Raw genomic sequence first — 25,317 nt, forward strand, 5'->3', positions numbered from 1 at the left:
GACCTCTCCGGGGAGAACGGTTGCCACCCCGTCACGAGGGCACCGGGAGCGACCGGACACGACCACCACGACACCGACCCGGCGCGAGCGGTGCGCTCAACCCCGAGGCGCGTACATGATCACCGCGACGCCGGCCAGGCAGACCAGAGCTCCGATGATGTCGTAGCGGTCCGGGCGGTAACCGTCCATCACCACACCCCAGGCCAGTGAACCGGCGACGAACACGCCGCCGTAGGCGGCCAGAATCCGCCCGAAGTGCGCGTCGGGCTGCAGTGTGGCAACGAAGCCGTAGGCACCGAGGGCGAGCACACCGAGACCGGCCCACAGCCAACCTCGGTGCTCGCGCACACCTTGCCAGACCAGCCAGGCACCACCGATCTCGCACAGCGCCGCCACCACGAACAGGGCAATCGAGCGAAGGATCGTCACGGCCGTGACCGTAGTCGTACGGCATCCGGGTGCTGTTCGTCGGCCCGCCCGCCTCGGCAGGAGCAGCCCACCGCTGAGTCCCGGGGCTGGTCACAACCGCACCGCCGCGTGCGGGACCGATGTGCTCTCCAGATCACGACCGCCGATATCCCCAGTGCCGCGGCCACGGCGGGAAGCCCGGCCACCAGCCCGGTCGCGAGGGCACCACCGAGCAGCCCAGCGGCGATGAGTGTGGGCAGGAGGCAGCAGGCCAAACACGCCACCGCGGCCAGCCCGACCAAACTGCCCGGTGTTCGGCCCCGACGAGCGGGGCGTTCAGCAACAGGGTCGGTCATGGCGATCCTCCTCGGCGAGGTCGTCGAACGGCAGCGGGCACTCCGAGCTGGTGGCGCAGGAAGCCAGGTCGTCGCAACCGGACTCGACGGCCTCGAGCAGAGCGGCGCGGATGGCTCGCAGGTCGGCGATGCGGGCCTCGACCTCCGTCAACTTGGCCTGGGCACGCTGCTGCAGTCCCGGGTCGGAGCGGCCGGTGCGGCGCAGTCGTCCCGCCTCCAGCAGGTCCGCGACCTCGTCGAGGGTGAAGCCCAGCCGTTGCGCGGCCTTGATCACCCGCAGCGTGGTCACCGCCGCCGGCGGATAGAGCCGATGGCCGCCCAGGCTGCGTTCGGGCTCGGCCAGCAGGCCGCGCCGCTCGTAGTAGCGCAGGGTCTGCGGATTCACCCCCGCGGCTTCGGCGAGCTGCCCGCTGCGCAGTCTCGTCGTAATCATCGGGTTCCCTTCGTCGCTGTTTCCGCCGCGTGCCAGGCCAGCGCGTCCAGAACCGGTCGCTGACTCGCGGGGACCGCGATGTCGAGGTGCAGCTCGTCGCCGTGCTGTCGGAGGACGAAGGTGAATACCGAGCAGCACCGGCCTTCCCGCTCGGCCAGCAGCCGGGCGGTGTCCTGCCAGGCCGGATCCAGCACCAGGCGCAGCCGGTTCGGTTCCGGTCTGTCGAAGGTCCGCAGCGCACCGGTGAACAGCGCGTCGAACTCGGCCACTAGTGCCGACTGCCGTGCCGTCGGCGTCTCGCACGACCACGGAGCCCACTCGGCCGGTGAGTCGTCGCTCGGGACACCAGCGGTCTCCGACCCGGCACGACAGGCACTCGGAACGGCGCCGACGGTGAACTCCGGCGGAATCTCGTCCTCGGCGCGCGGGCCGCAGCAGGCACACCCGGTGACCTCGTCGGTCATCGTTGATGCCCCCTTTCGGTTCCATTACTACTCCGCCGAGGCGCACGATGCCGGTCGAGCGCGAGTCCCAACGTGATCCCGTAGACCAGGTGCGGCACCAACGTCGCCACGGCGATGCGTGGCGTCACGGCGGTCCCGAACAGCCCCCACCCCAGGTAGGGCAGCCACACCAACCCCATCAGGGCCCACAGCGACAAGCCGTACCCCACCGCGAACCCCACCGACACCCGGCGAATCAGCCCGGTCAGCACGGTCGCGGCCACGGCCCCGTAGGTCAGGTGCACCAGCACCGCCAGCCCGATCAGCGCCGGTTGCGGCAGCGCACCCACTGTTCGGCCCACCAGCGCCAACGGGACGGGGTTCGGCAGCGGCGCCAACCCCGTAGCCGTGCCGACGAGCATCACCACGCTCATGAGCACCGTCGCGGCCACACCCCAACCGGCCCCTGCCGCCAACCGGCCCCGATCGAGCCCGGCACCATCCGCTCGAACCGACCCGTCCGACTCCACCGTCATCGACAGCACCTCTCAGTCACCTCGTCGCCCCACGGCGATCTCGTGCCGTCGACGGTAAGCCCGTACCCAGGTACAGGATGCAAGCGCGACGCCGATGTCCGCGCTGTCGGACCGCGGTCACCGCGCGAGGGCATCGGCACGCACGGCCCGGTCCTGCCTGACCACCACGGCTCCGGGAATCACTGCGCCACTCCCGGCCCGGGGTATTCGGTGTGCAGGGCCTGATCGAGGGCTTCGAGAGCGCCGGAGGCCGCTTCCAGGGCCGCGCTCTGCTCAGGTGTGAGCCGGGTCATCGCCGTTTGGACGGTTCCGGACCACACGGTGTCGATGGAGTCCTTCTCCGCCAGCGACTTCTGGGTCGGGGTCAGCCTGGTCACGCGTCGGTCACCCGGATCGCGCTCGCGGGCGACGAGCCCGCGTTCGACCAGGTTGCGCACCGCCGCGCTGGCGTTGCTCTGCTGCATGCCCAGCTGCCTGGCCAGCTCGGTGACCGTGATGTTCGGCGAGGCCTGGATATGTTTGATCACGGCGAGCTCGCTGGTCGGCAACGGCTCGATGCCGGCCACATCGGGGACCAGCCGGTGGATCGTCCAGGCCAGGTCCCGCAGCACGTCCGCCAACTCGCGCTGTCCCATCGAAGTACCACCCTCCCGGTTCGCCCGAAGCAACATTCACATATACTACTATATATATATCTATAAGTAAATTTGAACTCACTTCCCCGGAAAGAGGATCTGGATGTCCGACTCCCCCGGAGGCGCCACGCGCTCCCCCCGCGCTCTCAGCGGATTCCTGGTCGTGGTCCTGGCACTGCTCACCGCCGTGGCCCCACTGGCGACCGACATGTACCTCCCGGCCTTTCCGGCCATGGCCGGTGAGCTGGGCACCACGGCCACCGGTGTCCAACTGACCCTGACCGCCTTCCTGCTCGGCCTCGGTCTCGGCCAGTTGTTCATCGGAGCTCTCTCGGACACCGTGGGACGACGGAGACCGATCCTCGTCGGCTCGCTCGTATGCCTGGGGGCCAGCATCGGCTGCGCGCTGGCTCCGAACGTCGGAGTACTCATGGTGGCCCGCTTCATACAGGGCCTGAGCGGCGCGGCCGGAGTCGTACTCGCCAGGGCCATCATCTCCGACTCCGCGAAGGGGGCCATCGCCGCCAAGCTCCAAGGAGCACTGATCATCATCAGCGTCATCGCCCCGGTGGCCGCTCCCCTGGCCGGTGGCACGATCATCGCCAACTTCGGATGGCGGCCGGTGTTCTGGGTCCTGGCTGCGCTGACCCTGGTCATGGTCCTCGGCACACTGACTCACGTCAGGGAGACACTCCCCGCGTCCGCTCGCACCGGAAGCGGACTGACCGCGCTGCTCGGCGGAGCTCGCGCGGTGTTGACCAACCGCGGCTACGCGGGATACCTGCTCACGTTCTGCTTCTCGTTCGCCGGGCTGTTCGCCTACATATCCGCCTCTCCGTTCGTGATCCAGAATGTGATGGGGATGTCGACCAGCGCCTACACCCTCGTGTTCAGCCTCAACGCGCTGCTCGTGCTGATCACCAGCAGTGTGGCTTCGGCCCTGGCGGGGCGTGTCGCCTACCGCAGCATGATCACGGCCGGCCTGACGGCAGCCGTACTGGCCGGTGCGGTACTGGTGGGGGCCGTGTTCAGCGGGGTGCCCACGATTCCCGTACTCGTGTCGTTCGCCTGTTTCCAGGGATCACTGGGATTCGTCCTGTCCAACACCACTGTCCTGGCTCTGGCGGAGGCCGGCGGCCACGCGGGCACGGGATCGGCGTTCCTGGGCTGCCTGCAGTTCGTCCTCGCCGCCGCGGTCTCACCGCTGGTCGGGATCATGGGTGAGGACACGGCCGCACCTATGGGGGTGACCATGATCGTCTCGATCGTGCTGGCCTTGCTCGCCTTCAGTCTCCTCACCAGCGGAGACCCGGTGTCGCGGAACGCGGGCGCCGAACACGAGACCGCCGGTGTCGGCTGACCCGCAGCCTCCCGGCTCCACCCGACGGTGCGGGTACGTGTCCGCGCCGCCCGCCGTGGCGGAGGCACGGGGTCCTCATCCAGCGGCTTTGACGCGTTCGCTGCGCAGCTCGGTGAGCTCGGGGAAAGGGGGGAGTTCGCTCAACGGCTCCCCCACCACCCAGGACAGCATCGTGTCGGCCAGCAGCGGGTTGCGCGCCAGGGCCGGACCGTGCAGGTAGGTGCACACGATTCGCCCGCTGACGGCCCCCTCGGTCGCGTCGGCTCCGTTGCCGACCCCGTGCAGCACCCGCCCCAGAGGGCGGGCGGCAGGCCCCACCCTGCTCCTGCCGAGATGGTTCTCGAAGCCGGTGAGCAGCCCGAGCTCGTGTTCTTCCGAGCGGGTGCTGAGTTCCCCGATGGCCCGCCGCTCGCCGGGCTCGGTGGAGATGTCGATGAGCCCCAGACCGCGGTGGGTGACCCCGTCGCCGGTGGTGAAGCTGGTTCCCAGCACCTGCAGCCCGCCGCAGACGCCGAGCACGACCGCGCCGGCGTCCACGGCGCGCCGCAACCCGTCACCGCGTGCCAGGAAGTTCACCGCCGCCTGCTGGGCGACGTCCTCTCCCCCGCCCAGTAGGTATATGTCGCAGGAGTCCGGCAGGGTCTCCGCCGAGGAGAGCACGGTGACGATCTCGGCGCGATGGCCCCGCCAGCGCAGCCGTTGCGCCAGCACCAGCGCATTGCCCCGGTCCCCGTAGGTCCCCAGCAGGTCGGGAACCACGAGCGCGATGCGGATCGCCGAATCGTCAGTCAATGTTGTTGCCTCTTCGCGAACAGATCCCGGAAAGCGGTGTAGTTTGCGATGATCTCGACCGGTCCGGCCGAGTGCTCGATGATGGCACTGTGCAGCGCCTGCTGCACGCTGGAAGCGGTTTCGCAGTTCACCTCGGCGTAGCGCAGCCGCACCGCCAGGTCCAGCGCTCGTTCGCCGGTGACCAGCACGGTTCGGCCCGCCAGCCGCTCGAACTCGATGTCCCACAACCAGGAGACGTCGTGACCGTCGGCCTGCCTGCTGTTGACGACGAAGATCAGCGGGCGCTCGTTCTCGGCGACCAGGTCGAGCATCTCGAGCCAGCTGGCGGGGTTCTTGGCCAGCAGCAGGCGCACCTCGCGCCCGGCCATGGTGGTGTGTCCGTACCGCCCGCTGGCGTCCCGCAACCGCTGGATGCGTTCGAGCGACTCACTCCGGGGCAGGTCCAGCTCGGTGGATGCGGCGAGCGCGAAGGTGGCGTTGACCCGGTTGACCTGCCCCGGCAACGGCAGGGACAGCCGTTCGACCCCGCCGTCCGGGGCGATCAGACCGTTCGAGTCGACCGTCCAGTCGGCGACTGGTCTTCGCAGTCCGCACGCACACTCCCAATCCCCCTCCAGCTCGCCGAGGAAGGCGCCGCACCTGGGGCAGTTGAGCGCGTCGTGCTTCCAGCGGCATCCGCCGGAAACCCAGGTCACATGGGGGTGGTCGATCGCCGCCGAGACGATGTTGGGGTCGTCGGCGTTGGCGACCACCTTCGCCGCGGGGGCTTGCCGCAACGCGCGGCGCAGACTCGCCTCGACGCTGCGGATCTCACCGACCCGGTCGAGCTGGTCCCGGCTCAGGTTCAGCAGCAGGATCACCGAGGGCTGGAACCGGTCGGTCAGCTGCGCCAGGTGCAGCTCGTCGACCTCCAATGCCGCGTACGGCGCGTCGGGTTCGGACATCAACGCCGCGACGTGCCCGTCGAGCATGTTGGCACCGGTGGCGTTGCTGACCGAGTCGCCTCCCGCGCGCAGCGCCTGGGCGACCATATGCGTGGTGGTGGTCTTGCCGTTGGTTCCGGTGACGACCACGATCCGCCTGTCCGCCACCAGCCGGTCCAGCAGATCCGGCCGCAGCGCCATGGCCACCCTGCCACCGATGATGCCGCCGCTTCCCAGCCGCAACCGTTTCGAGGTCGTGGTGGCCAGCCTTCCCGCCGTGAGAGCCACACCGGTGCGCAGCCGGGAGAGGAGGCGTTCCGTGTCGGTGCGGCGTGCCGCCACCACGCGCCACCGTTGCCCGGGAACCGGTGGGGACGAGGTGCTCTCCTGCCCGGACCTCGTCAGTTCATCCCGGCGGGTCGTGTTCGTCATCGACCGGTCCTTTCCTCGACGCGGCGGACTGTGGTGCGGTGGTTCGACCTGCGCGGCGGACTTCGTGACTTTCTCTCACTGTCGTCGTCATCCCGGTCGTTCGCCACTGATCGCGTGACGAACCTGCGTACGGCGGAGACCCCCGCCAAGGTCGTTCCGATCGCCACGGCGGCGATTCCGACCCATTCCCGTGACAACACGACAACCATTCGTGCTGTCGCGACGGCGAAAGGCAGCTGCTCTGCGAGCATGGTTCATCGCGTCCGTTCAGCACACTTCAGCGTCCTCACCCGGTTGACGGGAATCGGAGCGGCGATCGCCCGCACCTGATCCGCCCCGTGATTCTTCTCGATCATCGCCGAACCCCCTGGCCACAGGTTACGCGGTGCTTTCGGAACCGGAATCCGGACGCTTTCCTTCCACACTTCTCCACGAAAGAGTGATACTTCGACGCGAAGTCACTTCACGTGACCAAAAACGAAAAACCAACGAAAATTTGTTCGTATTCGACGAGTTGGCACGCGACCGCTGACGTACACGGAAAACACCACACTCACACCCGGTAACGGAAACGAGGAATCGATCGGCAACGCATCCGATCATCCGAATGGTAACCACTTGACGAGGCCGAAGGGCTGCAACACGCTGAAACCGTCACCGAGCGAAACCACCGGAGAACCGCTGTGCTCATCACGAGCGCATCCGCGCCCCCGAGAGGTACCGATGGAAATGATCGTGCTGTTCCTGCTGTCCGGTTTCGTGCTGCTCGGGATCATGTGGACGGTCTGGGACATCCACGTCGACCGGCGCAGGAAGCGAAGATAGTCCACACCCCGGACGCGGGTCACTTCGGGGGTGGATCGGCGAACCTCCCCCGCAGCATCCCGGTCGCCTGACCGACCTCGATGAGGTATCCGTCCGGATCACGCAGGTAACAGCGCAGCTCGGCCTCGCGGTCAAGCGGAGGGGTCAGGAACTCCGCACCCTTCTCGCTCCACTCGCGGTAGACCGACCAGATGTCGGCGACGCGTATGTTCAGAAAACACGAGACCGGGTCCCCCGGCTCCGGTGGACGCAGCGTCGTCGCGGGTTTGTCGGGCGTGGGACCTCCGCCGGGATTCATGATCAACCAGCTGTTGGCGACCCGCAGCGTGCACGGATTCTCCTCCAGGACGACTCGACCGCCGATCACGTCCCGGTAGAAAGCGCGGGAACGGCTCACGTCGCCGACCGTGAGAAAGAAACTCAGCAGTATCCCCTCGTCGGGCGCCGGGAAGTCCGACAGGCTCATGACCACCTCATTCGTTTCGCGAACTCGGTCGAGCTAGGTCGTCGCGCGAAAGCGCTCACCGCGGGGACGCCCGACGCGCGGGATCGTCCTCCAGCGCCGCGCGGTCCCAGCCGCCCAGCTCGGCGGCCGCTTCGTAGGTCGTACGCAGGAAATCAGCCAGCGTCCGTTCGGGGTCACGCGCGGTCCGGACGTGTTCGTAGGCGAGCAGGAACTCCCCGTGCTCGTAGTAGGCCGCTTCCGGAAGCACCGGATACCCGGCGAAGCCCGGTGGTTCCGGGTACGCGTAGGAGTAGAAGGCACCCTCGCGACCGCCACCCGGCCAGAAACCACAGCTGCTGAGCTCGTGCGAGTAGCCCTCGACCATGACCCAGTCCCCGCAGTTGGGAGCACCACCGGGATGCCGGGGTGCCTCGCGTCCGGAGAACCTGGTCACGGCCAGGTCCATGGCTCCCCAGAACAGGTGCACCGGACTGACCTTGCCGATGAAGCGGGATCGGAAGTCGCCGAACACCCGGTGCGCGCACAGCAACTGCCGCCAGAACAGCCACACCTTGTCCGGCTCGTAGGAGGCGTGCTCGGTGTCGGTGTCGAACGGGACGGCGCGCACCACCTCGTTCGGGGTCTTGCTCACCGAGGGACGTATCCCCAACTCGTCCAGCGCCGCCATCGTCTCGCTATAGAAGTCGGCGACCGTCTTGGGCTCCAGCACGACCTCGCGCCGCCCACCGTCACTGGAGCGAATCAACAACCGGTGGTCCTGGAAGTCGAACTCGATGTCGAAGAGATCCCCCTGGTAGGGGATCGCGGCGGTGGTCAGGCCCCGAGCCGAGAGGTAGAGCGGTACCTGCCACCAGTGGTTGATCATCGGGTCGCAGGCGAGTTTGATCTTGCCGACCAGCTGCAGCCACATGTGCAGCGTGTCCCTGGTGTCGCTCCAGTCCTCGACCCGCAGCGCGGGCCATCGCAGCTTCCGGTCCGTCGGCGTGTTCGTGCCCGTCATCGACTCCCCTGAGAACGGATCCTCGGCGCGGTGCGATTCGTCGTTCAGCTGGTGCGTTCCGCCGGAGGCGGCGTGAAGGTGATCTCCTCGTCCGGCGAGGGCACCCGGAGCGTGGGCAGCACCTGCTCGATCTCGGCGCGGGACGGCTCCAGCCAAGGGGGCAGCTTCAACGCCCTTCCCAGCTCCATCAACGGCTCGTCGACCGTGAAACCCGGGGGGTCGGTGGCGATCTCGAACAGCACCCCACCGGGCTCGCGGAAATAGATGGAGTGGAAGTACCTGCGGTCCAGCACCGGGGTGACGTCCAGACCCTGGTCCAGCAGGGTGTTGCGCCAGTCGACCTGCTCGGCGTCGTCGTGGGCACGCCATGCGATGTGGTGGACCGTTCCGGCGGCGACCATTCCCAGTGGTGCTTCCGGGCTGCACAGCACGTCCACCATGGCCCCGGAACCGCCGTCTCCCGTGGCGAACCGGAACCGCGCCCCGGACTCCTCGACGAGCCGAAAACCCATGGTCTCGGTCAACAGTTCGGCGGTGTGCTCATGCCCTATTTCCGTCACGGTGACGGAGTGAAGTCCTCTGATGGCGTAGTCCGGCGGAATGGGACCGTCCTCCCAGGGAGCACGGGAGTCGGCCTCGGGATGGCCGACCAGCTCGACCAGCAACCCGTCCGGATCGGCGACCGTCAGGGTCTCCTCACTTGACCGGGTGGTGGGGGTGCCGACGTTGACCTCGATACCGTCGAGATGCCGCTGCCACCATCCCAGCGAGTGCTGCGGCACGGAGAAGGCGACGGTGGTGGTCTGCCCCGCGCCGCGCCGGCCACGCGGCGCCCCCGGCCACGGGAAGAAGGTGATCAGCGTACCCGGCTGCCCCGACTCCCCACCGAAGTACAGGTGGTAGGTGTCCGGGGCGTCGAAGTTGACGGTTCGCTTGACCAGGCGCAGCCCCAGTGCGGTGCGGTAGAAGTCCACGTTACGCTGCGGATCCGTGGCGATCGCGGTCACGTGGTGCAATCCGCTGGGCGTACTCGGCATGGTTTCCGCCTCCCTCGCTGGAGGCCCGCCGCGGCCGTCGGACTCCAGCGGCGGGGTGGCTGTGACTGCCAGTCCCATCCTCCGGTATCTCCGCCCGTCTCGCAGCGCACGCCGGGGGTTCCGAAGCCGCGCCGCGTCACCGCCCCGACTGCCGGGCCTCCCGCTGCGGCACCACCGTGTAGTAGGGATCCCGGGCGGACTCCCGTCCGGCCTCGAACACACCGTAGCGGGTGGCAGCAGAGGCGGCCGTGCCGCAGAGCCCCGCCAGGACGGCCACGCTCCCGCTGCGGCGGGCCAACAACGCGCCGACGGCGCACCCGGCGGCCAGCACCCTGGCCGCGCGTAGCACGGTTCCCGCCCTGCCCGTCCGGTAGACCTCGGCGATCCTGCCCGCCCGGTGTTCCAGCGCCCGGCTCGCCACGAGCTCGCCGAGCGAGCCCACCACGGCCATGCGCCGCGCCGGTCCGGCCTCCGCGCGTGGTGCCAGCATCGTCCCCGCGCTTCCGGCCGCCCCCACCGAGCTGAAGGCGAACACGAAGGGGAGCTCACGGCGCGTCTCGTGCCAACCGGGCACCGCCGTGTCGGCGAGCAGCACGGCGGTGTAGGTCGTCATCGCCGGCCCCAGCACCCCGGCGCACCCGGCCGCCACGTTGGCGATCGGGCGGGCGAAACCGGTGAGTTCGGAAACCGCGACGGCACCGCTGAGTGCGGAGAACGGGGCGAGTATCCAGGACCCCACGCTCAGCGGCGAGGTGGGTTTGAACACGCGCAGCATGTTCAGGAACCGCCGGGGACGGCCGAGGTCGTGAACGAGCGCCAGCACGCTGGCACTCGAACCGCCCGCCGCGCAGAGTCGCCCGACCCGGCACAACCGGGGCTGGCCCCGGAGCTGGGCGAGAACCGCCATCACCGCCGACCCCCCCGCCATACCTCCCAGGTAGAGGTAGGCGGGCACGTCGGGAACCTTCCAGGTCGGTTCCTTGATGATCGGCCTGCCGTAGTACGACCGGAACGACTCGCGCCCCTCGGGGGCGTCGCCGGAAGGGCCGCCGGTCGGCGCGTTCGCGGTCAACGGCGACCTCCCAGGAAGCAGGAGGCGATGGTCACCGCCGCCGTCGTCGCCGCGGCCAGGGCGTAGGCGGCCATCGCGGGCAGGTCCCTGGTGGTGACCACCGGATCGGGTGGCAGCCCGTAGACCTCGGGCTCGTCCAGCAGCAGGAAGAACGCACCGTCACCTCCCACGCCGTCGGTGGGATCGTGCCCGTAGAGCCTGGCTTCGGTGATCCCCTGCTCGTGCAGCTGGTCGAGGCGCTGTTCGGCCCGCTGCCGCAGCTGGTCGAGCGGCCCGTACTGGATGGACTCGGTGGGGCAGGCGGTGGCGCACGCCGGGGCCAGTCCCGAGCCGAGCCGGTCCTGGCACAGCGTGCACTTGAACGCTCCACCGTTCCGGGGATGGATGTCGATCACCCCGTAGGGGCAGGCCGGGACGCAGTAGCCGCACCCGTTGCACACCTCGTCCTGGACCACCACCGTGCCGTGCTCGGTGCGGATCAACGCTCCCGTCGGGCACACGTCCAGGCAGGCGGCGTGCGTGCAGTGCTTGCAGACGTCGGAGGACATCAGCCAGCGCACCTCGGTCGCCCCGGCCCCGTCCGCGCCCTCCGTGGACTCCTGCGGTGCTCCCACGCCCGGCATGCCGAGATCCACCCTGGAACGGGTCGAGGGGTCGATGCGCTGCTCGACGAACGCCACGTGGCGCCAGGTGGTGGCTCCGAGGTCGATGGTGTTGTCGTAGGACATCCCGGTCAGATCCAGCCCGTCCTCGTCGAGGAGGTTCCACTCCTTGCAGGCGACCTCGCAGGCCTTGCATCCGATGCACACGCTGGTGTCGGTGAAGAACCCGACCCGTTCCGGGTGCGAGGCCGGATACCCCGCCTCGGAGCTGGGATCGGCCAGCGGACCGCTGAGCCGGTTGACTCCCCCGGTGACCTCCTCCGGTTCCGCCCGGCCGTGCGCGCCGGTCCGCATCGAACGTTCGAGCCCGAAGAGGGGGTGTTCGGACGACGCGTCAGGACTCATCCCCGCCTCCCTCGGCCGTAGTCGTGCCGCTGTCCGGCGTCCCGTCATCCCGCTTCTCGCCATCCGGTGTCGGAGCGTCGCCGCCGGTGTGCTCGGTGATGCCCGCGCGGGCGCGGTAGGTGGCCACCAACCTGTTCAGCTCCGGCCCGCGGGGCCGTCTGCCGGGACGGATGTCGCAGGTGCCCGCCTTGGTCTCCATGATGTGCACGGTGGGGTCCAGCGCGACCCCGAGCAACTCGTTGGCGGCGTCCCCCGTGGTCAGTCCGTTGGGTCCCCAGTGCCACGGGATGCCGATCTGGTGCAGCGTCCTGCCGTTCGAACGCAGCGGGCGAATGCGCTGCGTGACCAGCACACGTCCCTCGATCGCACCGCGAGCGGTGATCACCGTGGCCCAACCTAGGTGGCGCAGCGCCCGTTCGGCGGCCAGTTCCGGGGAGACCTCGAAGAACATCGCGGGGGCCAGCTCCGCCAGGTGCGGCAACCACCTACTCATCCCACCGGCGGTGTGGTGCTCGGTGAGCCGGAAGGTGGTGAACACGTAGGGGAACACCTCCGCTCCCGGTTCGGCACCACTGGGTTGGTACCGGTTCTCCGGCCGGTGGTACAGCTGGCGCGCCGGGTTGCGCTGCGTGGTGTGCAGCGTGTTGCTCAGCGGTGACTCCTGCGGCTCGTAGTGGGTGGGCAGCGGGCCGTCGCGCAGCCCGGCCGGTGCGTACAGCCAGCCGAGCCCGTCGCCCTGCATGACGAACGGGTCGGTGCCGCGCAGCGCCTCGGGACCGCGTGCCTCGGCGGCCGGTTCGTAGTCGGGAGGTTTGGTCGCCTCGAAGTCGGGCACGTCGTGGCCGGTCCAGCGCTGCTGTCGCTCGTCCCACCAGACGTGGGCTTTGCGCTCGCTCCACGGTCTGCCCGCCGGGTCGGCGGCGGCGCGGTTGTACAGGATTCGCCGGTTGGCGGGCCAGGCCCAGCCCCACCCGGGGGCGACCCAGGACTGCCGCTGCCCCGGTTCCCGGCGCGCGGCCCGGTTGACCTCCTCGGCGTAGACCCCGCAGTAGATCCAGCACCCCGAACGCGTGGAGCCGTCGGAGCGCAGCAGGGTGTAGGAGGACAGTGCCCGGCCGTTCGCGTCGGTGCCGTTTATCTCGCGGAGCACGGCGTCGGCGCTCGGTTCCTCGATGGCCCCCTCCGTGGGGTAGTCCCAGGTCAGTTCCAGCACGGGGCGGTCACGTTCGCGCTGGTCCGCGTCGCGTTCGAGCCGCCGGGCCGCGAGCTTGGACTTGATCCGCAGTCCCAGGTGGTAGAAGAACCACAGGTCGCTGCGCTGGTCGTCGGCGGGCTCGACCGCCTTGTGGTGCCACTGCAGCATGCGCTGGGTGTTGGTGAAGGTGCCGTCCTTCTCGGTGTGCGCGGCCGCGGGCAGGAAGAACACCTCGGTGCCGATCTCGGTGGGGCTCGTCTCACCGTCGTCCACCTCCGGCCCGTCCTTCCAGAACGTGGCCGTTTCGATCATGTTCAGGTCGCGCACCACCAGCCAGTCCAGATTGGCCAGCCCCATGCGCTGCTGGTGCGCGTTGGCCGTGCCCACCGCGGGGTTCTCGCCGATGACGAAGTAGCCGCGCACCCTGCCCTCGATCTGGTCGATCACGGTGCGGAAGCTGCCGTGGTCACCGGTGAGCCTGGGCAGGTGATCGAACCGGAAGTCGTTCTCGGCGGTGGCGTACTCGCCCCACCAGGCCTTGAGCAGGCTGACGACGTAGTCGCGCATGTTGGCCCAGTACCCCTTGTCGGCGGCGTTGGTGGCCACGAAGTCGTCCAGCGAGAGATCCGGGTGCGCCGACGGCATCGGGATGTAGCCGGGCAGCAGGTCGAACAGGGTGGGGATGTCGGTCGATCCCTGGATGCTGGCGTGACCCCGCAGCGCGAGAATCCCACCGCCGGGTCTGCCGATGTTGCCGAGCAGCAGCTGCAGGATGGAGGCGGCCCGGATGTACTGCACCCCCACCGTGTGATGGGTCCAGCCCACGGCGTAGGCGAAGGCGGTGGTGCGCTGCCTGCCCGAGTTGGCGACCAGCGCCTCGGCGACCTCGTGGAACCGCCACCGCTCGATCCCGCACAGCTGCTCCACGAGTTCCGGGGTGTAGCGGGCGAAGTGGCGCTTGAGGATCTGGAACACGCAGCGCGGGTGGGTCAGGCTCGGATCGGTCTCGGGCTCGGCGCGAGGCGTCGAGCCCCCCGCCGCGGCCGCTCGGTCGTGCTCGGATGCGCCGAGGACGTCGTTCCACTGGTCGCGCTCGCCGGCCGCCGGGTTGACCCGACTCCCCTGGTAGGACCAGCTGGCCGGGTCGTAGGCGTCGCCGGTGAACCCGGAGAACACGCCGTCCAGGTCCTCGGTGTCGGCGAAGGACTCGTCGACGATCGTGGCCGCGTTGGTGTAGTTGACCACGTACTCGTGGAAGTGGTGCCCGCCCCGCAGCACGTGGTTGATCAGCCCGCCGAGGAAGGCGATGTCGCTGCCCGCGCGCAGCGGGACGAACGTGTCGGCCATGGCCGAGGTGCGGGTGAACCGGGGATCGACGTGGATGATCTTCGCGCCGCGCCGCTTGGCCTCCATCACCCACTGGAACCCGACCGGGTGAGCTTCGGCCATGTTGGAGCCCTGGATGACCACGCAGTCGGAGTTGCTCAGGTCCTGCTGGAAGGTTGTGGCCCCACCGCGGCCGAAGGAGGTTCCCAGACCGGGAACCGTGGAGGAGTGTCAAATGCGGGCCTGGTTCTCGATCTGGATGGCGCCGAGGGCGGTGTAGAGCTTCTTCATGAGGTAGTTTTCCTCATTGTCCAGCGTGGCCCCGCCCAGGCTCGCGATTCCCATGGTGCGGCGCAGCCGCGTACCGTCCGAATCGGTCTCCTGCCAGGTCTCGTCGCGGGTGCGGATCACCCGGTCGGCGATCATGTCGACCGCGGTGTCGAGGTCGAGCTCCTCCCACTCGGTGCCGTACGGCCGTCGGTAGGCGACCCTGCGCTGCCTGTCGGGCGAGGTCACCAGAGAGCGACTGGCCGACCCCTTCGGGCAGAGCCTGCCCCGGCTCACCGGCGAGTCGGGATCGCCCTCGATCTGGGTGACGGCACCGTCGCGCACGAACACGCGTTGCGCACAGCCCACGGCGCAGTAGGGGCACACCGAACCGACCACCGCGTCGGCGTCCTCGGTGCGGGCGTGCTCGCGGTCGGTGGCGGCCGAACGGGCCGCCTGACCACGACCGAGCGGATCGGACCCCAGCAACTGGCGCAGCACCGGCCAGCGCAACCACTCCCGCATCGCCGATCACCAACTCTCGAGGCGTCGCCGCCGATGCTGCGCCCGCCGGTGCGGTGGCGCAACCGCGAGCGGCCCTTCCCGTACCGCCGGCGACGCTCCGCTCACACGGACACGTGAGGAGCAGTCCCACTTCACCGGATGTGTCGAACCCGGCACACGCGGAGCGCGTGGTGCGATAGATTCCCACCGGGCAAGTGATCATGCCGCAGGGCAAGAGCATCGCACGATCGAGTGAAACCCAGGGGGAAGCGTGGCCGAAGGGGAAAGCGGACAGCCGAACACGGGCGGATCGAGTGAAACGGGCACCGACGGTCAGCCCGGGATGGACGCCGCGGACCGGGCCGCGCTGGACGCCGAGATGCAGGACGTGGCCGGCAGCGCGCTGTTCACCGGTCCCGCCGGGCTCGCCAAGGAGATGGCCGACATCGCCCGCATCGCCGACCGCGCCAACACCAAGGCCGAACTGGCCCAGGCCATCAGCGACAACACCCGCATGGTCGTCGACCCCGACGAGGTCGACGCGCTCGCGGGGTTCTTCGAGGAGAAGGCCAGTGAACTGGAAGATCGTCAGAGGGAGGTCAGTGAACTGGCGAGCGTATCTCCACCTGGCACCGATCCGGTCAGCACCGGCGCCGCGTCGATCCACGGCCAAGTCGCTTCCGGAGATGACCGGTCCTACTTTCCGAACTACCTGAAACTCGCGCAGGTGTTCAACGACACCGCCGCGAGCCTGCGCTCCAGCGCCAAGCAGACCCGCACCGACGACGCCAACGCCGCCGACAGCTTCGACCGGGGGATCCAGGATGCGTAACACCGTCGCCACGGGGGTCTCCCTGGCAGCGGGACTGCTGCTGCTCGCCGGATGCAGTAGTGGTGGTCAGACCGGTCAAGCGGCGCAGGACACCACAGAGACCGGCACGAGCAGCAGCACCAGCAGCGACGCCGGAGTGAGCCTGCCGGAGCGCACCGCCCCCGCCAAATCCCTCGACCTCGCAGACCCCTGCACCATCATCACGCAACAACAAGCAACCAAACTCGGAGTCAACCAGCCGTTGGAAAGGAAAGAACTGAACAGCAAGCAAGGCTGTGACTACAAGAATGGAAAATCCGGCGCCGACGGCGGATGGGCCATGTTCGTAGCAGCCGACCCGAGCCGAACGGCGCAGGAATTCGCCAGCAAACGCCCCAGCGGCGAAAGCACGAAGATCGCTGGCTACCCCGCTTACGAGCTCGAAAAGCAGTACGGGTGCCTGATAGCCGTTGACGTGGCGAACTCCGGATCGCTCTTCGTGAACGGCTCGATACGTCTGCAAACTCGCCCCGAAGCATGTTCGGTCACGACCGAGTTCGCCGAAGCCGCGCTCAAGAACCTGCCTGAAGCATGAGACGTACTGGAAGCAGGAGACAGGCTGGGAGGTTCCCCATTCCGTCCGCCGAGGGGGAAGCAGTGGCAGTCGGAGCAACGGAACCGGTCAACGCGGACGGCACACGACTACACGGGAATCCGCAGCCGGTATCGCGTAACACCGTCACCACCGGAATCTCCCTGGCAGCGGGACTGCTGCTGCTCGCCGGATGCAGTAGTGGTGGTCAGACCGGTCAAGCGGCGCAGGACACCACAGAGACCGGCACGAGCAGCAGCACCAGCAGCGACGCCGGAGTGAGCCTGCCGGAGCGCACCGCCCCCGCCAAATCCCTCGACCTCGCAGACCCCTGCACCATCATCACGCAACAACAAGCAACCAAACTCGGAGTCAACCAGCCTACCGAAGCGCGTACATCCAACGGCAAAGAAGGATGTGACTACCAGAAAGGAAAAGCTGGCTCCGACAACGGCTGGGTCATGTTCGCAGCAGCTGACCCAAACAGAACTACACAAGAGTTTGCCGATAAACGCCCCAGCGGAAAAATAACAGAAGTCGCAGACTATCCCGCCTATCAGGTCGAAAATTACCACGGATGCCTATTAGCGGTTGATGTAACAGCTTCAGGGTCACTTTTTATTAATGGAGTAACACGGCTACAAACTCGCCCTGAAGCATGTTCGGTCGCGACCGAATTCGCCGAGACCGCTGTCGAGAACCTGCCTAACACCTGAGGAGAACCGATTCATGGGGGACAGACGCACGCTGCCGCCGTCCAACCTCGACGGGGCACAGCTGGAACAGATGCGCTCCTGGGTCAACAGCGGCAAGGGCGCCGAGGCGCTCCACGAGAAGAGCCGCCGCTGGCGCACCGAGGAACAGTACATGCGCGACCTGGCCACCGAGGTCAAGGACAGGTTGAAGAAGGCCGGGGCCGTGAACCAGTCGCGGGGCCAGGAAGCCATGCACAACGCCATGTCACCGGTGGTGCTGTGGACCGAGGTCGCGGCTGACAACGCCGCCGCCGAGGCGGTGCGGCTGGAGGAGCAGGGTCAGGCCTTCAGCAGGGTGCACTCCTCCATCCCCGCCTCCTCCGAGGAGAAGCCCGTTCCGGAGGAGAACGTCCTCGGGCGAGCCTGGGCCGGTCTCACCGGCGGCAAGACCGACAACGAGCAGGCGCTGGCGCACAACGAGAAGCTGCGGCAGGACGCGGTCACGGCGTTCAAGGCCTACGACGGCGCCTCGCGGACCACCGTCAGCGCCACCCCCACCTTCACGGCTCCCCCGCCGGGCGGCGTCGAAACCGGGGTGCGCTCCGGACCGAATCCCGAGGTCGGGGGCTTCGCTTCGGGCTCGGGCGGCGCCGGTGGCCCCGCCACCACCCGCAGCTCCTGGTCCGGTTCGCTCGACGCCCCGGCCGGAACCGGCACCGCCGGTGCTGGAACCGCGGGCACCGGCACAGCCGGACCGTCGACGGTCGGGACCGGTTCGGGGAGCAACCAGCCCGCGGGCAGTCATTCCGCGTGGCAGCGCCCGCCGGAAAGCGGTTCCTCCGGCCCCCGGCCGGGCCGGTCCGGCACCCCGGGCGGCGGCGCCGGAGGTGGCTCGGGCACCGGCCGCTCCCCCGGCGGTCCCGGTGTCGCGGGCGGAACGGGACGTGCTCCCGGCGGCCGGGTCCCGGTACGCGGCCTCGGCTCGCTGGCGGGCGGCTCGGGCGGTGGAACCGGTTCCGGAGCGGGCGGCCGGGGTTCCACCGGGCTCGGTGGCCGTTCCCTCGGCCCCGGTGGGCACTCCGGGGTCGCTCGCCCGTCCACCGCTTCCGCCGCGACGAGCGGCGCGACCACCTCGGGCGCCGGGAACGCTCGCGGCGGCATGGCGGGCGCTCCGCGCGGCGGCGCCCAGCGGGGCGAGGAGGACGAGGAGCACGAGACTCCGAGCTACCTCGTCGGTGACTACGGCTACTTCGACGGTGACCTGCCGCGCGTGGCGCCGCCGGTCATCGGTGAGGACTGATCGGAGTCTCGCGGCGGGGTTGGCGAGCTGCTCGCTCGGGAACCTTCCCGCCCGCTTCCGAGCGCGAAGTCTTCGGGCAGCGATGCTCGGACAGCGTCTCGGAACGGATCCAACAGCGCGTCGCGGCGCCGGGTGTCCTCCCGGCGCCGCCGTTCGGGGGCAAGGGTGAACATCGAACTTTCCGAACAGGCGTTCCATCTCGCCTGGCAGCACTTCCGGCTCGGCACGAAACCGCTCTCGCTGAACGTCCTGCCCGAAGGGCTCACCGAATCGGAGCGGCGCGACGTCGAACAGCGGGGCTGGGAGGAGCTGCGCCGGCTCGGCTTCGGCGACCGGGACGCCGAGGACGCCGTCTCCGGGGTGTTCTTCCCGCTGGACCGCTACCGGGACTCCTTCGACCTGGTGTATCGCTACCTCTCCGAGGAGGGGGAGCACCGCCGGACGGCGTTGGCCGCGAACGGCCCGGCCAGTTCGGCGCTGGCCGTCCGCGAGGGCGGCGTGGTGCGGTTGCGGCAGTTGGGCCCCGACGACGCCCCGCACCGGGCCGTGGTGGGGGTGCTTCCCGAGTTGACCCCCGGTCCGGGGAAGGCGGTCTCGGTGCCCAGTGACCAGCTCGACGCGGCGGCGGCCGAGGCCGGGGACTCCGGCCGGGCGATGCGCGAGGCGCTGCTGCGCAGAGGGGTGCGTCGCGACGACGCGGGCTCTCTCGTGGAGATGGCGGGCGGTGAACGCGTGGGCTACGCCCAGTTCGGAGCCGCACGGATGGACCGGCACGGCAACCGTTCCAGGGCACCGATGGTGACCAACTGCTTCGCCACCCCCAACGGGTGGTACCTGATGGAGGAAACCACCCGCGGTGGGCGGGCGTGGACCACCTTCGCCCCGATCGACCGGAACCGGCTGTCGGAGCGGGTGCGCGACCTGGCCCGGAGCATCGGGCCGGAGTGATCCGGCGAGATCCTCCGCTCGACTCCCGACACGAGCCCGGCCCGGAACCCCGGTTCGACTCCGGGCCGGGAGGCCCGGAGTCGAGCGGATGGGAACCAGTGCTCAAGGCTTCTTGGCGACCGCCTGTTCGGACAGGTTGACGGCGGCTTCCTGCAGGCCGGCACTGTGCAGTTCGTCCAACCAGAACAGCGTGTCCAGCAGCTGCCGTAGCTGGTCGCTGTCCACCCGCAGCACGCTCTCGTCCTGCCGGATCTCCAGTTCGTGCAGGCCCACCATGCTCAGGTACACCGCTGCCGTACCGCTGCCCGCTTCGACCAACCACTGCGCGCGCATCTGCCCTCCCGAAGGCGACGTATGCCGAATCGATCACGTCGGCAGGAAGGTTCGGCGGCTCCCCTGCGGTCACGCAACGACACTTTCGTGTGATCTCACTTCCTTGACCAGTGGGCAACCGGTCAGGGTGCGAGCGAACGGTGACCAGCGAGGAAGGGTCGAGCATGGAACGACGCAGCGGAATCCCGGCACGGGTCAGACGGGTCTCCGGCGAGTTGCGGGAACTGCGGGACCGCAACGGCTTCAGCGCCGCCGAGGTGTCGCGGTCGCTGGGGATCTCGATGAGCAAGCTCAGCCGGATGGAGACGGGAACCCGTGGGCTGGCCGCCGACGACGTGGCGGCGCTGCTGGGGCTCTACCGCGTGCCCGCCCAGCGGCGTGAGGAGATCCTCGCGCTGGTGCGCAACGGCACCGACCGCAACTGGTGGCAGGTGCAGCACGCCGCGCTGCCCGCGATGTGGCAGGACCTGATGCGGTTCGAGGCCGAGACCACCGCGATCCACGGCTGGGAAACGCAGTTCATTCCGGGACTGCTGCAGACGGACGAGTACGCCGAGGCGGTCATCCGGGGCACCACCCACGACCTGCCGGAGCGCGAGGTCGAACGGCTGGTCCGTGCCCGCATCGGCAGGCAGACCGTGCTGCTCGGCAGCCGCGCACCACGCTTGGAGGTGCTGCTGGACGAACCGGTGCTGCACCGCCCCACCACCGACCCCGGGGTGATGCGGCGACAGCTGCTGCGCCTGGCGGAGAGCAACCTGCGGCCGAACGTCACCGTCCGGGTGGTCCCGCAGCGAGCGGGGATCCATCCCGGCATGGAGGGGCCGTTCGTGCTGCTGGACTTCCCGAAGCAGCCCAACCTGGTCTACCTGGAGCACCGGGGCAACAGCGCGTTCCTGGAGCAGCCCGAGCACGTCGCCGCCGCGGAACGCTCCCTGTGGCGGTTGCGCGAACTCGCGCTCACCCCGGATGATTCCAGCGAGATCATCACGCGCCTGGCCGAGGAACCGGCCGAGCACGAGAAGGAGTGAGCCCGTGGCATCCGTGAAGCACTGGCGCAAGAGCAGCCGGAGCAGTAGTCAGGCGAACTGCGTGGAGGTCGCCGCCACCGAGCACGGGGTCGCCGCGCGGGACTCCAAACGCCCGCACGGCGGCTCGCTGCTGTTCTCCCGCGCCCGGTGGAACGACTTCCTGCGCAGCCTCTCCGAGGAACGCTCCGGGAACTGAACCGGGGGTTTCGCGAGAGATTCACGCCGCTCCGCGCCACGGTGCCCCACGGCGCGGCGATCTCGCGAGAAATCGACACCCCGACCGCGAGCACCACACCGGCACGGCGGTCACTGAACGAGCGGGATCACTGCTCGGTGACAGCCGTGTTGGACCTCCCGGTGGCGCTGCCAGGGTTCTCGGGGGCGCTGTCCGGTTCCTCGGCCGCACTCCGCTCGGTCCCCGAGGAGGACCGCACCTCGGTGGTGCCGGTCTTTCCGGGCAGGAAGAACCACGCCACCAGCGCGGCCACCGCGATCAGCCCCGCCGAGGCCAGGTACGCGGTCTGCGAGGCGTTCATCCAGGCCACCGACACCTCGTGGGCGAGCCGCTGTCCCCGCTCGCCCAACGACTCGGCCACCATCATGCCGCCGGGCAACGAGTCCTCGGCGGTCTGCCGCAGCCGCTCGGGCAACCCGGTCAGCGAGTCCGAGATCCGCGCCGCGTAGCTGCCGCCCAGCACGCTTCCCAGCACCGCGACCCCCAGCGAGGCCCCCACCTCGCGGGTGACGTCGTTGGTGGCCGAACCCATCCCCGCGCGCTCGCGGGGCACGTTCGCCATGAGCTGGTCGGTGGCGGGCGCCATCGCCAGCGACATGCCCGCCGCCGTGCACGACAGCGGCAGCAGGATCTGCCAGTAACCGGATTCCACCCCCAGGGTGCTCAACCCGACCATGCCCAGCGCGGCCAGCAGCAGCCCGGCGGTGATGGTGTTGCGCGGACCGAACCTGCCCACGATCCTGGAGACCTGCGGCGCGATGAGCATCATCATCACCGACATCGGCAGCATCGCCGTGGAGGCCGTCAGCGGCGAGTAGCCGAACACGAGCTGCAGGGTCTGGCTCAGCGCGAAGAACACGCCGATCATCGCGAAGAACACCAGCGTCAACGCCACCGCCGAGGCTGAGAAGCCACGGCTGCGGAACAACCGGACGTCCAGCATCGGATCGGCCACCCGGCGCTCCCAGAGCGCGAACAGGGCCAGCAGCACCAGCCCCACCGCGACCAGCGACAGCGTGCGCGGGGCCAGCCAACCGACGTACTGCGCCTCGATCAGCGCGTAGACGGCGATCGTGATCCCCGCAGTGGAAAGCAGCGCCCCCAGCAGGTCCAGCCCGCCGTGTCCCCCTTCGGTTCCGGTGTGCGAGGGGATGTAGCGGACACCGGCGAGCACACCGACGACCACCACCGGCACGTTGATCACGAAGACCGACTCCCAGGAGAAGTACTGCAGCAGCACTCCCGCGATGACCGGTCCTGCCGCGCTGCCCGCACCGGAGACGGCGGCCCAGATCCCGACCGCCTTGGTGCGCTCCCCGCTGGGGAAGACGCTGGTCAGGATGGACAGTGTCACCGGCATGATCATGGCGCCGCCCACGCCGAGCAGGGCACGCGCGGCGATCATCTCGGAACTGGACCCGACGAAGAGCCACACGTAGACCGAGACCAGGCCGAACAGCACCATGCCCGCCTGCAGCATCCACTTGCGCCCGTAGCGGTCGGCTACCGAGGAGGTGGTGAACAGCAGACCGGCGAACACCAGCGCGTAGGCGTCGGAGAACCACTGCTGCGCCGCGGTGGAGGCCCCCAGCGCACGGGACAACTGGGGTAACGCGACGCTGAGCGAGGTGTTGGCGAGCATCGTGGCCGACAACGCCAGGCACAGCACCAGCAGGGTGGCCCATCTGCGGCGGTAGACCGTCACGTCGATGCCCTCGGCCAGGGCACCCTCTTCCCCCGTGGTGGGTGTCATCGCAGCACCCGCCGCCCCTCGGCGGGCGTCACCGTCGGACATGCGTGGCTCCTTTCCCCGCGCCCCAGAATATGGCAGTACTGCCATTTGTCATCGGTGACAACAGGCACAGTTGACGCCGAACCGCGGGTTCGAGGAACCTGAGGCCATGACCAGCGTCGCGGTGGACCCGACCGACGAAACGGAGGGGCAGGGCAGACGAGCCGTCAAAGCGGCCAGGACCCGTGCGGGCATCGAGGCCGCCGCCCTGCGACTGTTTCGCGAGCAGGGGTTCGAGGCCACCACAGTGGAACAGATAGCCCGCGAGGCGGAGATCGCCCCCAGGACGTTCTTCCGCTACTTCCCCAGCAAGGACGCGGTGCTGTTCGGAGACCTCGGCAACGAGCTCGAGTACGTGCGCGAGGCGCTGAACGCGCGTGGTTCCGGGGAGCACCCCATGCGCGCGTTGGCCACGTCGATGCTCGACGCGGCCGAACGCATGGAGGCCGACCGGGAACAACACCTGATGCGCGCCGAGCTGCTGCAGGTGCTGGAATCCACCGGTCAGTACGAGATGTACCTGATGCGGCAACGCTGGATGCAGGACATGACCGAGCTGGTGGCCGAGCACATCGGAACCGATGCCAGCTGCGACCCGCGCCCCGGCGCCTGGTCGATGACCATGATCTCCTGCTTCGGCTCGGCGATGCACGCCTGGCTGACGCGGCGGGACGGCACGCCGCTGCGGGAGATCCTCGTGGAGGTGCTCGACAGCGCGTGCGACGGGCTCTCCCAGGCTGCCCTGAAGGCCCACGAGAGCTGACGGAGCCGTCCCGGACGGTTTTCGGTGCTCTCGGAGCGCACCGCGCGTGCGGCGGCGGGAGCTCGTGTCCTCAGCGGACCGTGACGGCGTTCTCCTCGGCGCTGATCAGCCTGCCGATCACCGGGGCATTCGGCAGCTCCCCCGCGACCAGCAGCCCACCCGAGGTCTGCGCGTCGGCCAACAGCAGCGCTTCGTGCTCGTCCACCCGGGACAGGTCGGTGTGCTCACTGATCCAGCGCAGGTTGCGACGCGTCCCCCCGCTGACGTAACCGTCGCGGACAGCCTCGCGCGCCCCGTCCAGGTAGGGAACAGCGTTCGAGTCCAGCACCGCGGAGACACCGCTGGCGCGGGCCAGTTCGAGCAGGTGCCCGAGCAGCCCGAAGCCCGTGACGTCGGTGGCGCACCCGGCGCCCACCGCCAGGGCCTGCCGGGCCGCCGACTCGTTGAGGGTGGTCATCGCTTCGACCGCCTGCGGGAAGACCTCTCCGGTGGCCTTGTGCCGCGTGTTGAGCACCCCGATCCCCAGCGGCTTGGTCAGCGACAGCGGCGCCCCCGCCGTGCCGGCGTCCGCGCGCAGCAGTCGGTCGGCCGAGGCGGTTCCGGTCACGGCCATGCCGTACTTCGGCTCGGGATCGTCGAGGCTGTGCCCACCGGCGACCGGACACCCCGCCAGTTCCGCGACATCGGCACCGCCGCGCAGCACCCGCTGTGCCAGCTCCATCGGTAGCAGGTCTCGTGGCCACCCCAGCAGGTTCAGCGCCAACAGGGGACGTGCCCCCATGGCGTAGACGTCGGACAGCGCGTTGGCGGCGGCGATCCGGCCCCAGTCGTAGGGATCGTCGACCACGGGGGTGAAGAAGTCCGTGGTGGCCACGATCGCGGTGTCGCCGTGCGACCGGACCACTGCCGCGTCGTCCCCCGCGTCGAGGCCCACCAGCATCTGGTGGGCGGAGCGGTCGCCGTTCGCGGCGATCCCCGAGCCCGTCACGATGGAGTCGAGTTCATCCGGGGGGATCTTGCACGCACAACCGCCACCGTGCGCGTACCGCGTCAGGCGGTAGGTTTCTGTGGTGGCGGTCCCGACATCGGTCATGTCCCGAAGCTAGTCCACCGGGTGGGCGCGGGCGTGGCGCAACACGCGGGACGACGGCACTGGAGGCGTAAGGGTGCCTGGTGGCCCCCGCGGTCTTCAAAACCGACGTGGCCGAGCAACTCGGTCAGGCGGGTTCGATTCCCGTCCGCCTCCGCCACGCACCAGCCCGCGCAACCAGGCACGCGCCCTGCCGGAACGACGTCCCCCGCTCACCCCGGCTTCGGTGCTTTCGCCCGTGTCGCCGTCGGCGCGCCCGCCCGACGGCGACACGGCCTCGGACTCGGCCGCGGCGGCACGACGGCGCTCGCGCCACCGGCGCACGGTCTCCTCGACGTCGACCGGGGCGACCTTGACGCGCGGACCGCTGGGGGCCCGCAGCCAATCGACGATGCGCAGGTTGAGCTCGGCGACCAGCTCACGCACCGCGTCCTCGGAACGCAGCTCGGCCACGGTGTCCGGAAGCCGCTCGATCTCCTTGCGCAACTGCACGGCGGGCGGCAGCAGTGCCTCGGTGGACAGCCCCTCCCGTTCGACGTACTTCTTGACCCAGGAAAGCTCGTCCTCGTTGCCCAGCTCGGGCAGCGGCTTGCCGGTGCCGGGCAGGTCGTCGAACTCCCCGCGCTCCCTCGCCGTGCGGATCTGACGATCGATCCAGGTCTCGAAGTCCAACCCCGGCGGTTTCCGTTCGGTCATGCTCCGATTGTGCA

At 69.2% G+C, this 25,317-nt stretch carries 27 protein-coding genes, 1 tRNA gene and 1 pseudogene; 11 read left to right on the plus strand and 18 right to left on the minus strand.

Going from position 1 to position 25,317, the window contains the following annotated elements:
- Positions 1–96: 96 nt before the first annotated feature.
- The 6 genes from BLQ75_RS05305 to BLQ75_RS05325 all read right to left on the minus strand — a co-directional run bounded on the left by BLQ75_RS05305 (position 97) and on the right by BLQ75_RS05325 (position 2,847).
- A complete protein-coding gene (locus BLQ75_RS05305; protein ID WP_092598686.1) occupies positions 97–429 on the minus strand; it encodes a YnfA family protein in 333 nt (110 codons plus the stop codon).
- Positions 426–764 (minus strand): hypothetical protein, encoded by a 339-nt coding sequence (locus BLQ75_RS22965; protein ID WP_139182916.1) that lies wholly within the window; start codon positions 762–764, stop codon positions 426–428. The genes BLQ75_RS05305 and BLQ75_RS22965 overlap by 4 nt, the downstream gene beginning before the upstream one ends.
- Positions 745–1,197, minus strand: coding sequence for a MerR family transcriptional regulator (locus BLQ75_RS05310; RefSeq protein ID WP_170837343.1), 453 nt, complete (start codon positions 1,195–1,197; stop codon positions 745–747). Before BLQ75_RS05310 ends, BLQ75_RS22965 begins: the two co-directional genes overlap by 20 nt.
- Positions 1,194–1,661 (minus strand): hypothetical protein, encoded by a 468-nt coding sequence (locus tag BLQ75_RS23765; RefSeq protein WP_211481179.1) that lies wholly within the window; start codon positions 1,659–1,661, stop codon positions 1,194–1,196. Before BLQ75_RS23765 ends, BLQ75_RS05310 begins: the two co-directional genes overlap by 4 nt.
- The gene (locus BLQ75_RS05320; protein WP_092599599.1) at positions 1,658–2,176 is read right to left on the minus strand and encodes a DUF6789 family protein; all 519 of its coding nucleotides are present in this window, start codon (positions 2,174–2,176) and stop codon (positions 1,658–1,660) included. The genes BLQ75_RS23765 and BLQ75_RS05320 overlap by 4 nt, the downstream gene beginning before the upstream one ends.
- Before the next feature lie 179 nt (positions 2,177–2,355).
- Positions 2,356–2,847 carry a MarR family winged helix-turn-helix transcriptional regulator gene (locus tag BLQ75_RS05325; RefSeq protein ID WP_211481180.1) on the minus strand — a complete coding sequence of 164 codons (492 nt, stop codon included), beginning with the start codon at positions 2,845–2,847 and terminating at the stop codon, positions 2,356–2,358.
- A gap of 67 nt (positions 2,848–2,914) precedes the next feature.
- Between BLQ75_RS05325 and BLQ75_RS05330 the strand changes: the two genes are divergently transcribed.
- Positions 2,915–4,171: a multidrug effflux MFS transporter gene (locus tag BLQ75_RS05330; RefSeq protein ID WP_092598692.1), complete on the plus strand. Its 1,257-nt coding sequence runs from the start codon at positions 2,915–2,917 to the stop codon at positions 4,169–4,171.
- A 75-nt stretch (positions 4,172–4,246) separates the two neighbouring features.
- Here the strand turns inward: BLQ75_RS05330 and BLQ75_RS05335 are convergent, their stop codons facing one another.
- Both BLQ75_RS05335 and BLQ75_RS05340 read right to left on the minus strand, forming a co-directional pair.
- A complete protein-coding gene (locus tag BLQ75_RS05335; protein ID WP_170837344.1) occupies positions 4,247–4,963 on the minus strand; it encodes a type 1 glutamine amidotransferase in 717 nt (238 codons plus the stop codon).
- Entirely contained in the window at positions 4,960–6,318 is a 1,359-nt protein-coding gene (locus BLQ75_RS05340; protein WP_092598695.1) for a MurT ligase domain-containing protein, read from the minus strand. The genes BLQ75_RS05335 and BLQ75_RS05340 overlap by 4 nt, the downstream gene beginning before the upstream one ends.
- Positions 6,319–6,351: 33 nt before the next feature.
- Between BLQ75_RS05340 and BLQ75_RS22970 the strand changes: the two genes are divergently transcribed.
- On the plus strand, positions 6,352–6,648 hold the full coding sequence (locus tag BLQ75_RS22970; protein ID WP_139182917.1) for a hypothetical protein: 297 nt from the start codon (positions 6,352–6,354) through the stop codon (positions 6,646–6,648).
- 514 nt (positions 6,649–7,162) lie between these two features.
- Here the strand turns inward: BLQ75_RS22970 and BLQ75_RS05345 are convergent.
- From BLQ75_RS05345 to fdh, 6 genes are all read right to left on the minus strand, one after another.
- Positions 7,163–7,609, minus strand: a complete 447-nt coding sequence (locus tag BLQ75_RS05345; protein WP_092599605.1) for a VOC family protein — start codon at positions 7,607–7,609, stop codon at positions 7,163–7,165.
- 55 nt (positions 7,610–7,664) lie between these two features.
- Positions 7,665–8,609 carry a DUF5996 family protein gene (locus BLQ75_RS05350; RefSeq protein WP_092598698.1) on the minus strand — a complete coding sequence of 315 codons (945 nt, stop codon included), beginning with the start codon at positions 8,607–8,609 and terminating at the stop codon, positions 7,665–7,667.
- A gap of 44 nt (positions 8,610–8,653) precedes the next feature.
- Positions 8,654–9,646 (minus strand): ring-cleaving dioxygenase, encoded by a 993-nt coding sequence (locus BLQ75_RS05355; RefSeq protein ID WP_092599608.1) that lies wholly within the window; start codon positions 9,644–9,646, stop codon positions 8,654–8,656.
- Between the two features lie 136 nt (positions 9,647–9,782).
- The gene (nrfD, locus tag BLQ75_RS05360) at positions 9,783–10,718 is read right to left on the minus strand and encodes an NrfD/PsrC family molybdoenzyme membrane anchor subunit (protein ID WP_244515252.1); all 936 of its coding nucleotides are present in this window, start codon (positions 10,716–10,718) and stop codon (positions 9,783–9,785) included.
- Entirely contained in the window at positions 10,715–11,674 is a 960-nt protein-coding gene (locus BLQ75_RS05365; protein ID WP_092599611.1) for a 4Fe-4S dicluster domain-containing protein, read from the minus strand. Before BLQ75_RS05365 ends, nrfD begins: the two co-directional genes overlap by 4 nt.
- A gap of 40 nt (positions 11,675–11,714) precedes the next feature.
- The gene (gene fdh / locus BLQ75_RS05370; protein ID WP_139182918.1) at positions 11,715–15,038 is read right to left on the minus strand and encodes a formate dehydrogenase; all 3,324 of its coding nucleotides are present in this window, start codon (positions 15,036–15,038) and stop codon (positions 11,715–11,717) included.
- A 322-nt stretch (positions 15,039–15,360) separates the two neighbouring features.
- On the opposite strand from fdh, the gene BLQ75_RS05380 reads away from it, so the two are divergent.
- The 5 genes from BLQ75_RS05380 (at position 15,361) to BLQ75_RS05400 (ending at position 19,363) form a co-directional block, all read left to right on the plus strand.
- Entirely contained in the window at positions 15,361–15,849 is a 489-nt protein-coding gene (locus BLQ75_RS05380) for a PE domain-containing protein (protein ID WP_092598710.1), read from the plus strand.
- Positions 15,842–16,423, plus strand: a complete 582-nt coding sequence (locus BLQ75_RS05385) for a DUF3558 family protein (RefSeq protein WP_092598713.1) — start codon at positions 15,842–15,844, stop codon at positions 16,421–16,423. The genes BLQ75_RS05380 and BLQ75_RS05385 overlap by 8 nt, the downstream gene beginning before the upstream one ends.
- Before the next feature lie 62 nt (positions 16,424–16,485).
- The gene (locus tag BLQ75_RS05390) at positions 16,486–17,136 is read left to right on the plus strand and encodes a DUF3558 family protein (protein WP_170837345.1); all 651 of its coding nucleotides are present in this window, start codon (positions 16,486–16,488) and stop codon (positions 17,134–17,136) included.
- Between the two features lie 13 nt (positions 17,137–17,149).
- Entirely contained in the window at positions 17,150–18,415 is a 1,266-nt protein-coding gene (locus tag BLQ75_RS05395) for a hypothetical protein (protein ID WP_092598719.1), read from the plus strand.
- A 165-nt stretch (positions 18,416–18,580) separates the two neighbouring features.
- Complete coding sequence (locus BLQ75_RS05400) at positions 18,581–19,363, plus strand: ESX secretion-associated protein EspG (RefSeq protein WP_092598722.1); 783 nt, start codon at positions 18,581–18,583, stop codon at positions 19,361–19,363.
- Between the two features lie 102 nt (positions 19,364–19,465).
- Here the strand turns inward: BLQ75_RS05400 and BLQ75_RS05405 are convergent, their stop codons facing one another.
- Complete coding sequence (locus BLQ75_RS05405) at positions 19,466–19,696, minus strand: hypothetical protein (protein WP_092598725.1); 231 nt, start codon at positions 19,694–19,696, stop codon at positions 19,466–19,468.
- Positions 19,697–19,860: 164 nt separating this feature from the next.
- Between BLQ75_RS05405 and BLQ75_RS05410 the strand changes: the two genes are divergently transcribed.
- Both BLQ75_RS05410 and BLQ75_RS05415 read left to right on the plus strand, forming a co-directional pair.
- Positions 19,861–20,727, plus strand: a complete 867-nt coding sequence (locus tag BLQ75_RS05410; RefSeq protein WP_092598728.1) for a helix-turn-helix domain-containing protein — start codon at positions 19,861–19,863, stop codon at positions 20,725–20,727.
- Between the two features lie 4 nt (positions 20,728–20,731).
- A complete protein-coding gene (locus tag BLQ75_RS05415; protein WP_244515255.1) occupies positions 20,732–20,923 on the plus strand; it encodes a DUF397 domain-containing protein in 192 nt (63 codons plus the stop codon).
- Positions 20,924–21,050: 127 nt separating this feature from the next.
- Here the strand turns inward: BLQ75_RS05415 and BLQ75_RS05420 are convergent, their stop codons facing one another.
- On the minus strand, positions 21,051–22,757 hold the full coding sequence (locus tag BLQ75_RS05420; RefSeq protein ID WP_092598734.1) for an MFS transporter: 1,707 nt from the start codon (positions 22,755–22,757) through the stop codon (positions 21,051–21,053).
- 106 nt (positions 22,758–22,863) lie between these two features.
- Here BLQ75_RS05420 and BLQ75_RS05425 point away from each other — a divergent pair, with 106 nt between their 5' ends.
- Entirely contained in the window at positions 22,864–23,517 is a 654-nt protein-coding gene (locus tag BLQ75_RS05425; RefSeq protein ID WP_092598737.1) for a TetR family transcriptional regulator, read from the plus strand.
- Positions 23,518–23,587: 70 nt separating this feature from the next.
- Here BLQ75_RS05425 and selD read toward each other — a convergent pair whose 3' ends face one another.
- Positions 23,588–24,610, minus strand: coding sequence for a selenide, water dikinase SelD (gene selD / locus BLQ75_RS05430; protein WP_092598740.1), 1,023 nt, complete (start codon positions 24,608–24,610; stop codon positions 23,588–23,590).
- A 61-nt stretch (positions 24,611–24,671) separates the two neighbouring features.
- Here selD and BLQ75_RS05435 point away from each other — a divergent pair.
- Positions 24,672–24,767: transfer RNA gene (locus BLQ75_RS05435), tRNA-Sec, on the plus strand.
- Positions 24,768–24,871: 104 nt separating this feature from the next.
- On the opposite strand, the pseudogene BLQ75_RS24665 reads toward BLQ75_RS05435, so the two are convergent.
- Positions 24,872–25,303 (minus strand): annotated as a pseudogene (locus BLQ75_RS24665) (DnaJ family domain-containing protein); the annotation flags it as partial.
- Between the last annotated feature and the right edge of the window lie 14 nt (positions 25,304–25,317).

The sequence above is a fragment of the Actinopolyspora xinjiangensis genome (genome assembly GCF_900104475.1).
Taxonomy (GTDB): Bacteria; Actinomycetota; Actinomycetes; order Mycobacteriales; family Pseudonocardiaceae; genus Actinopolyspora; species Actinopolyspora xinjiangensis.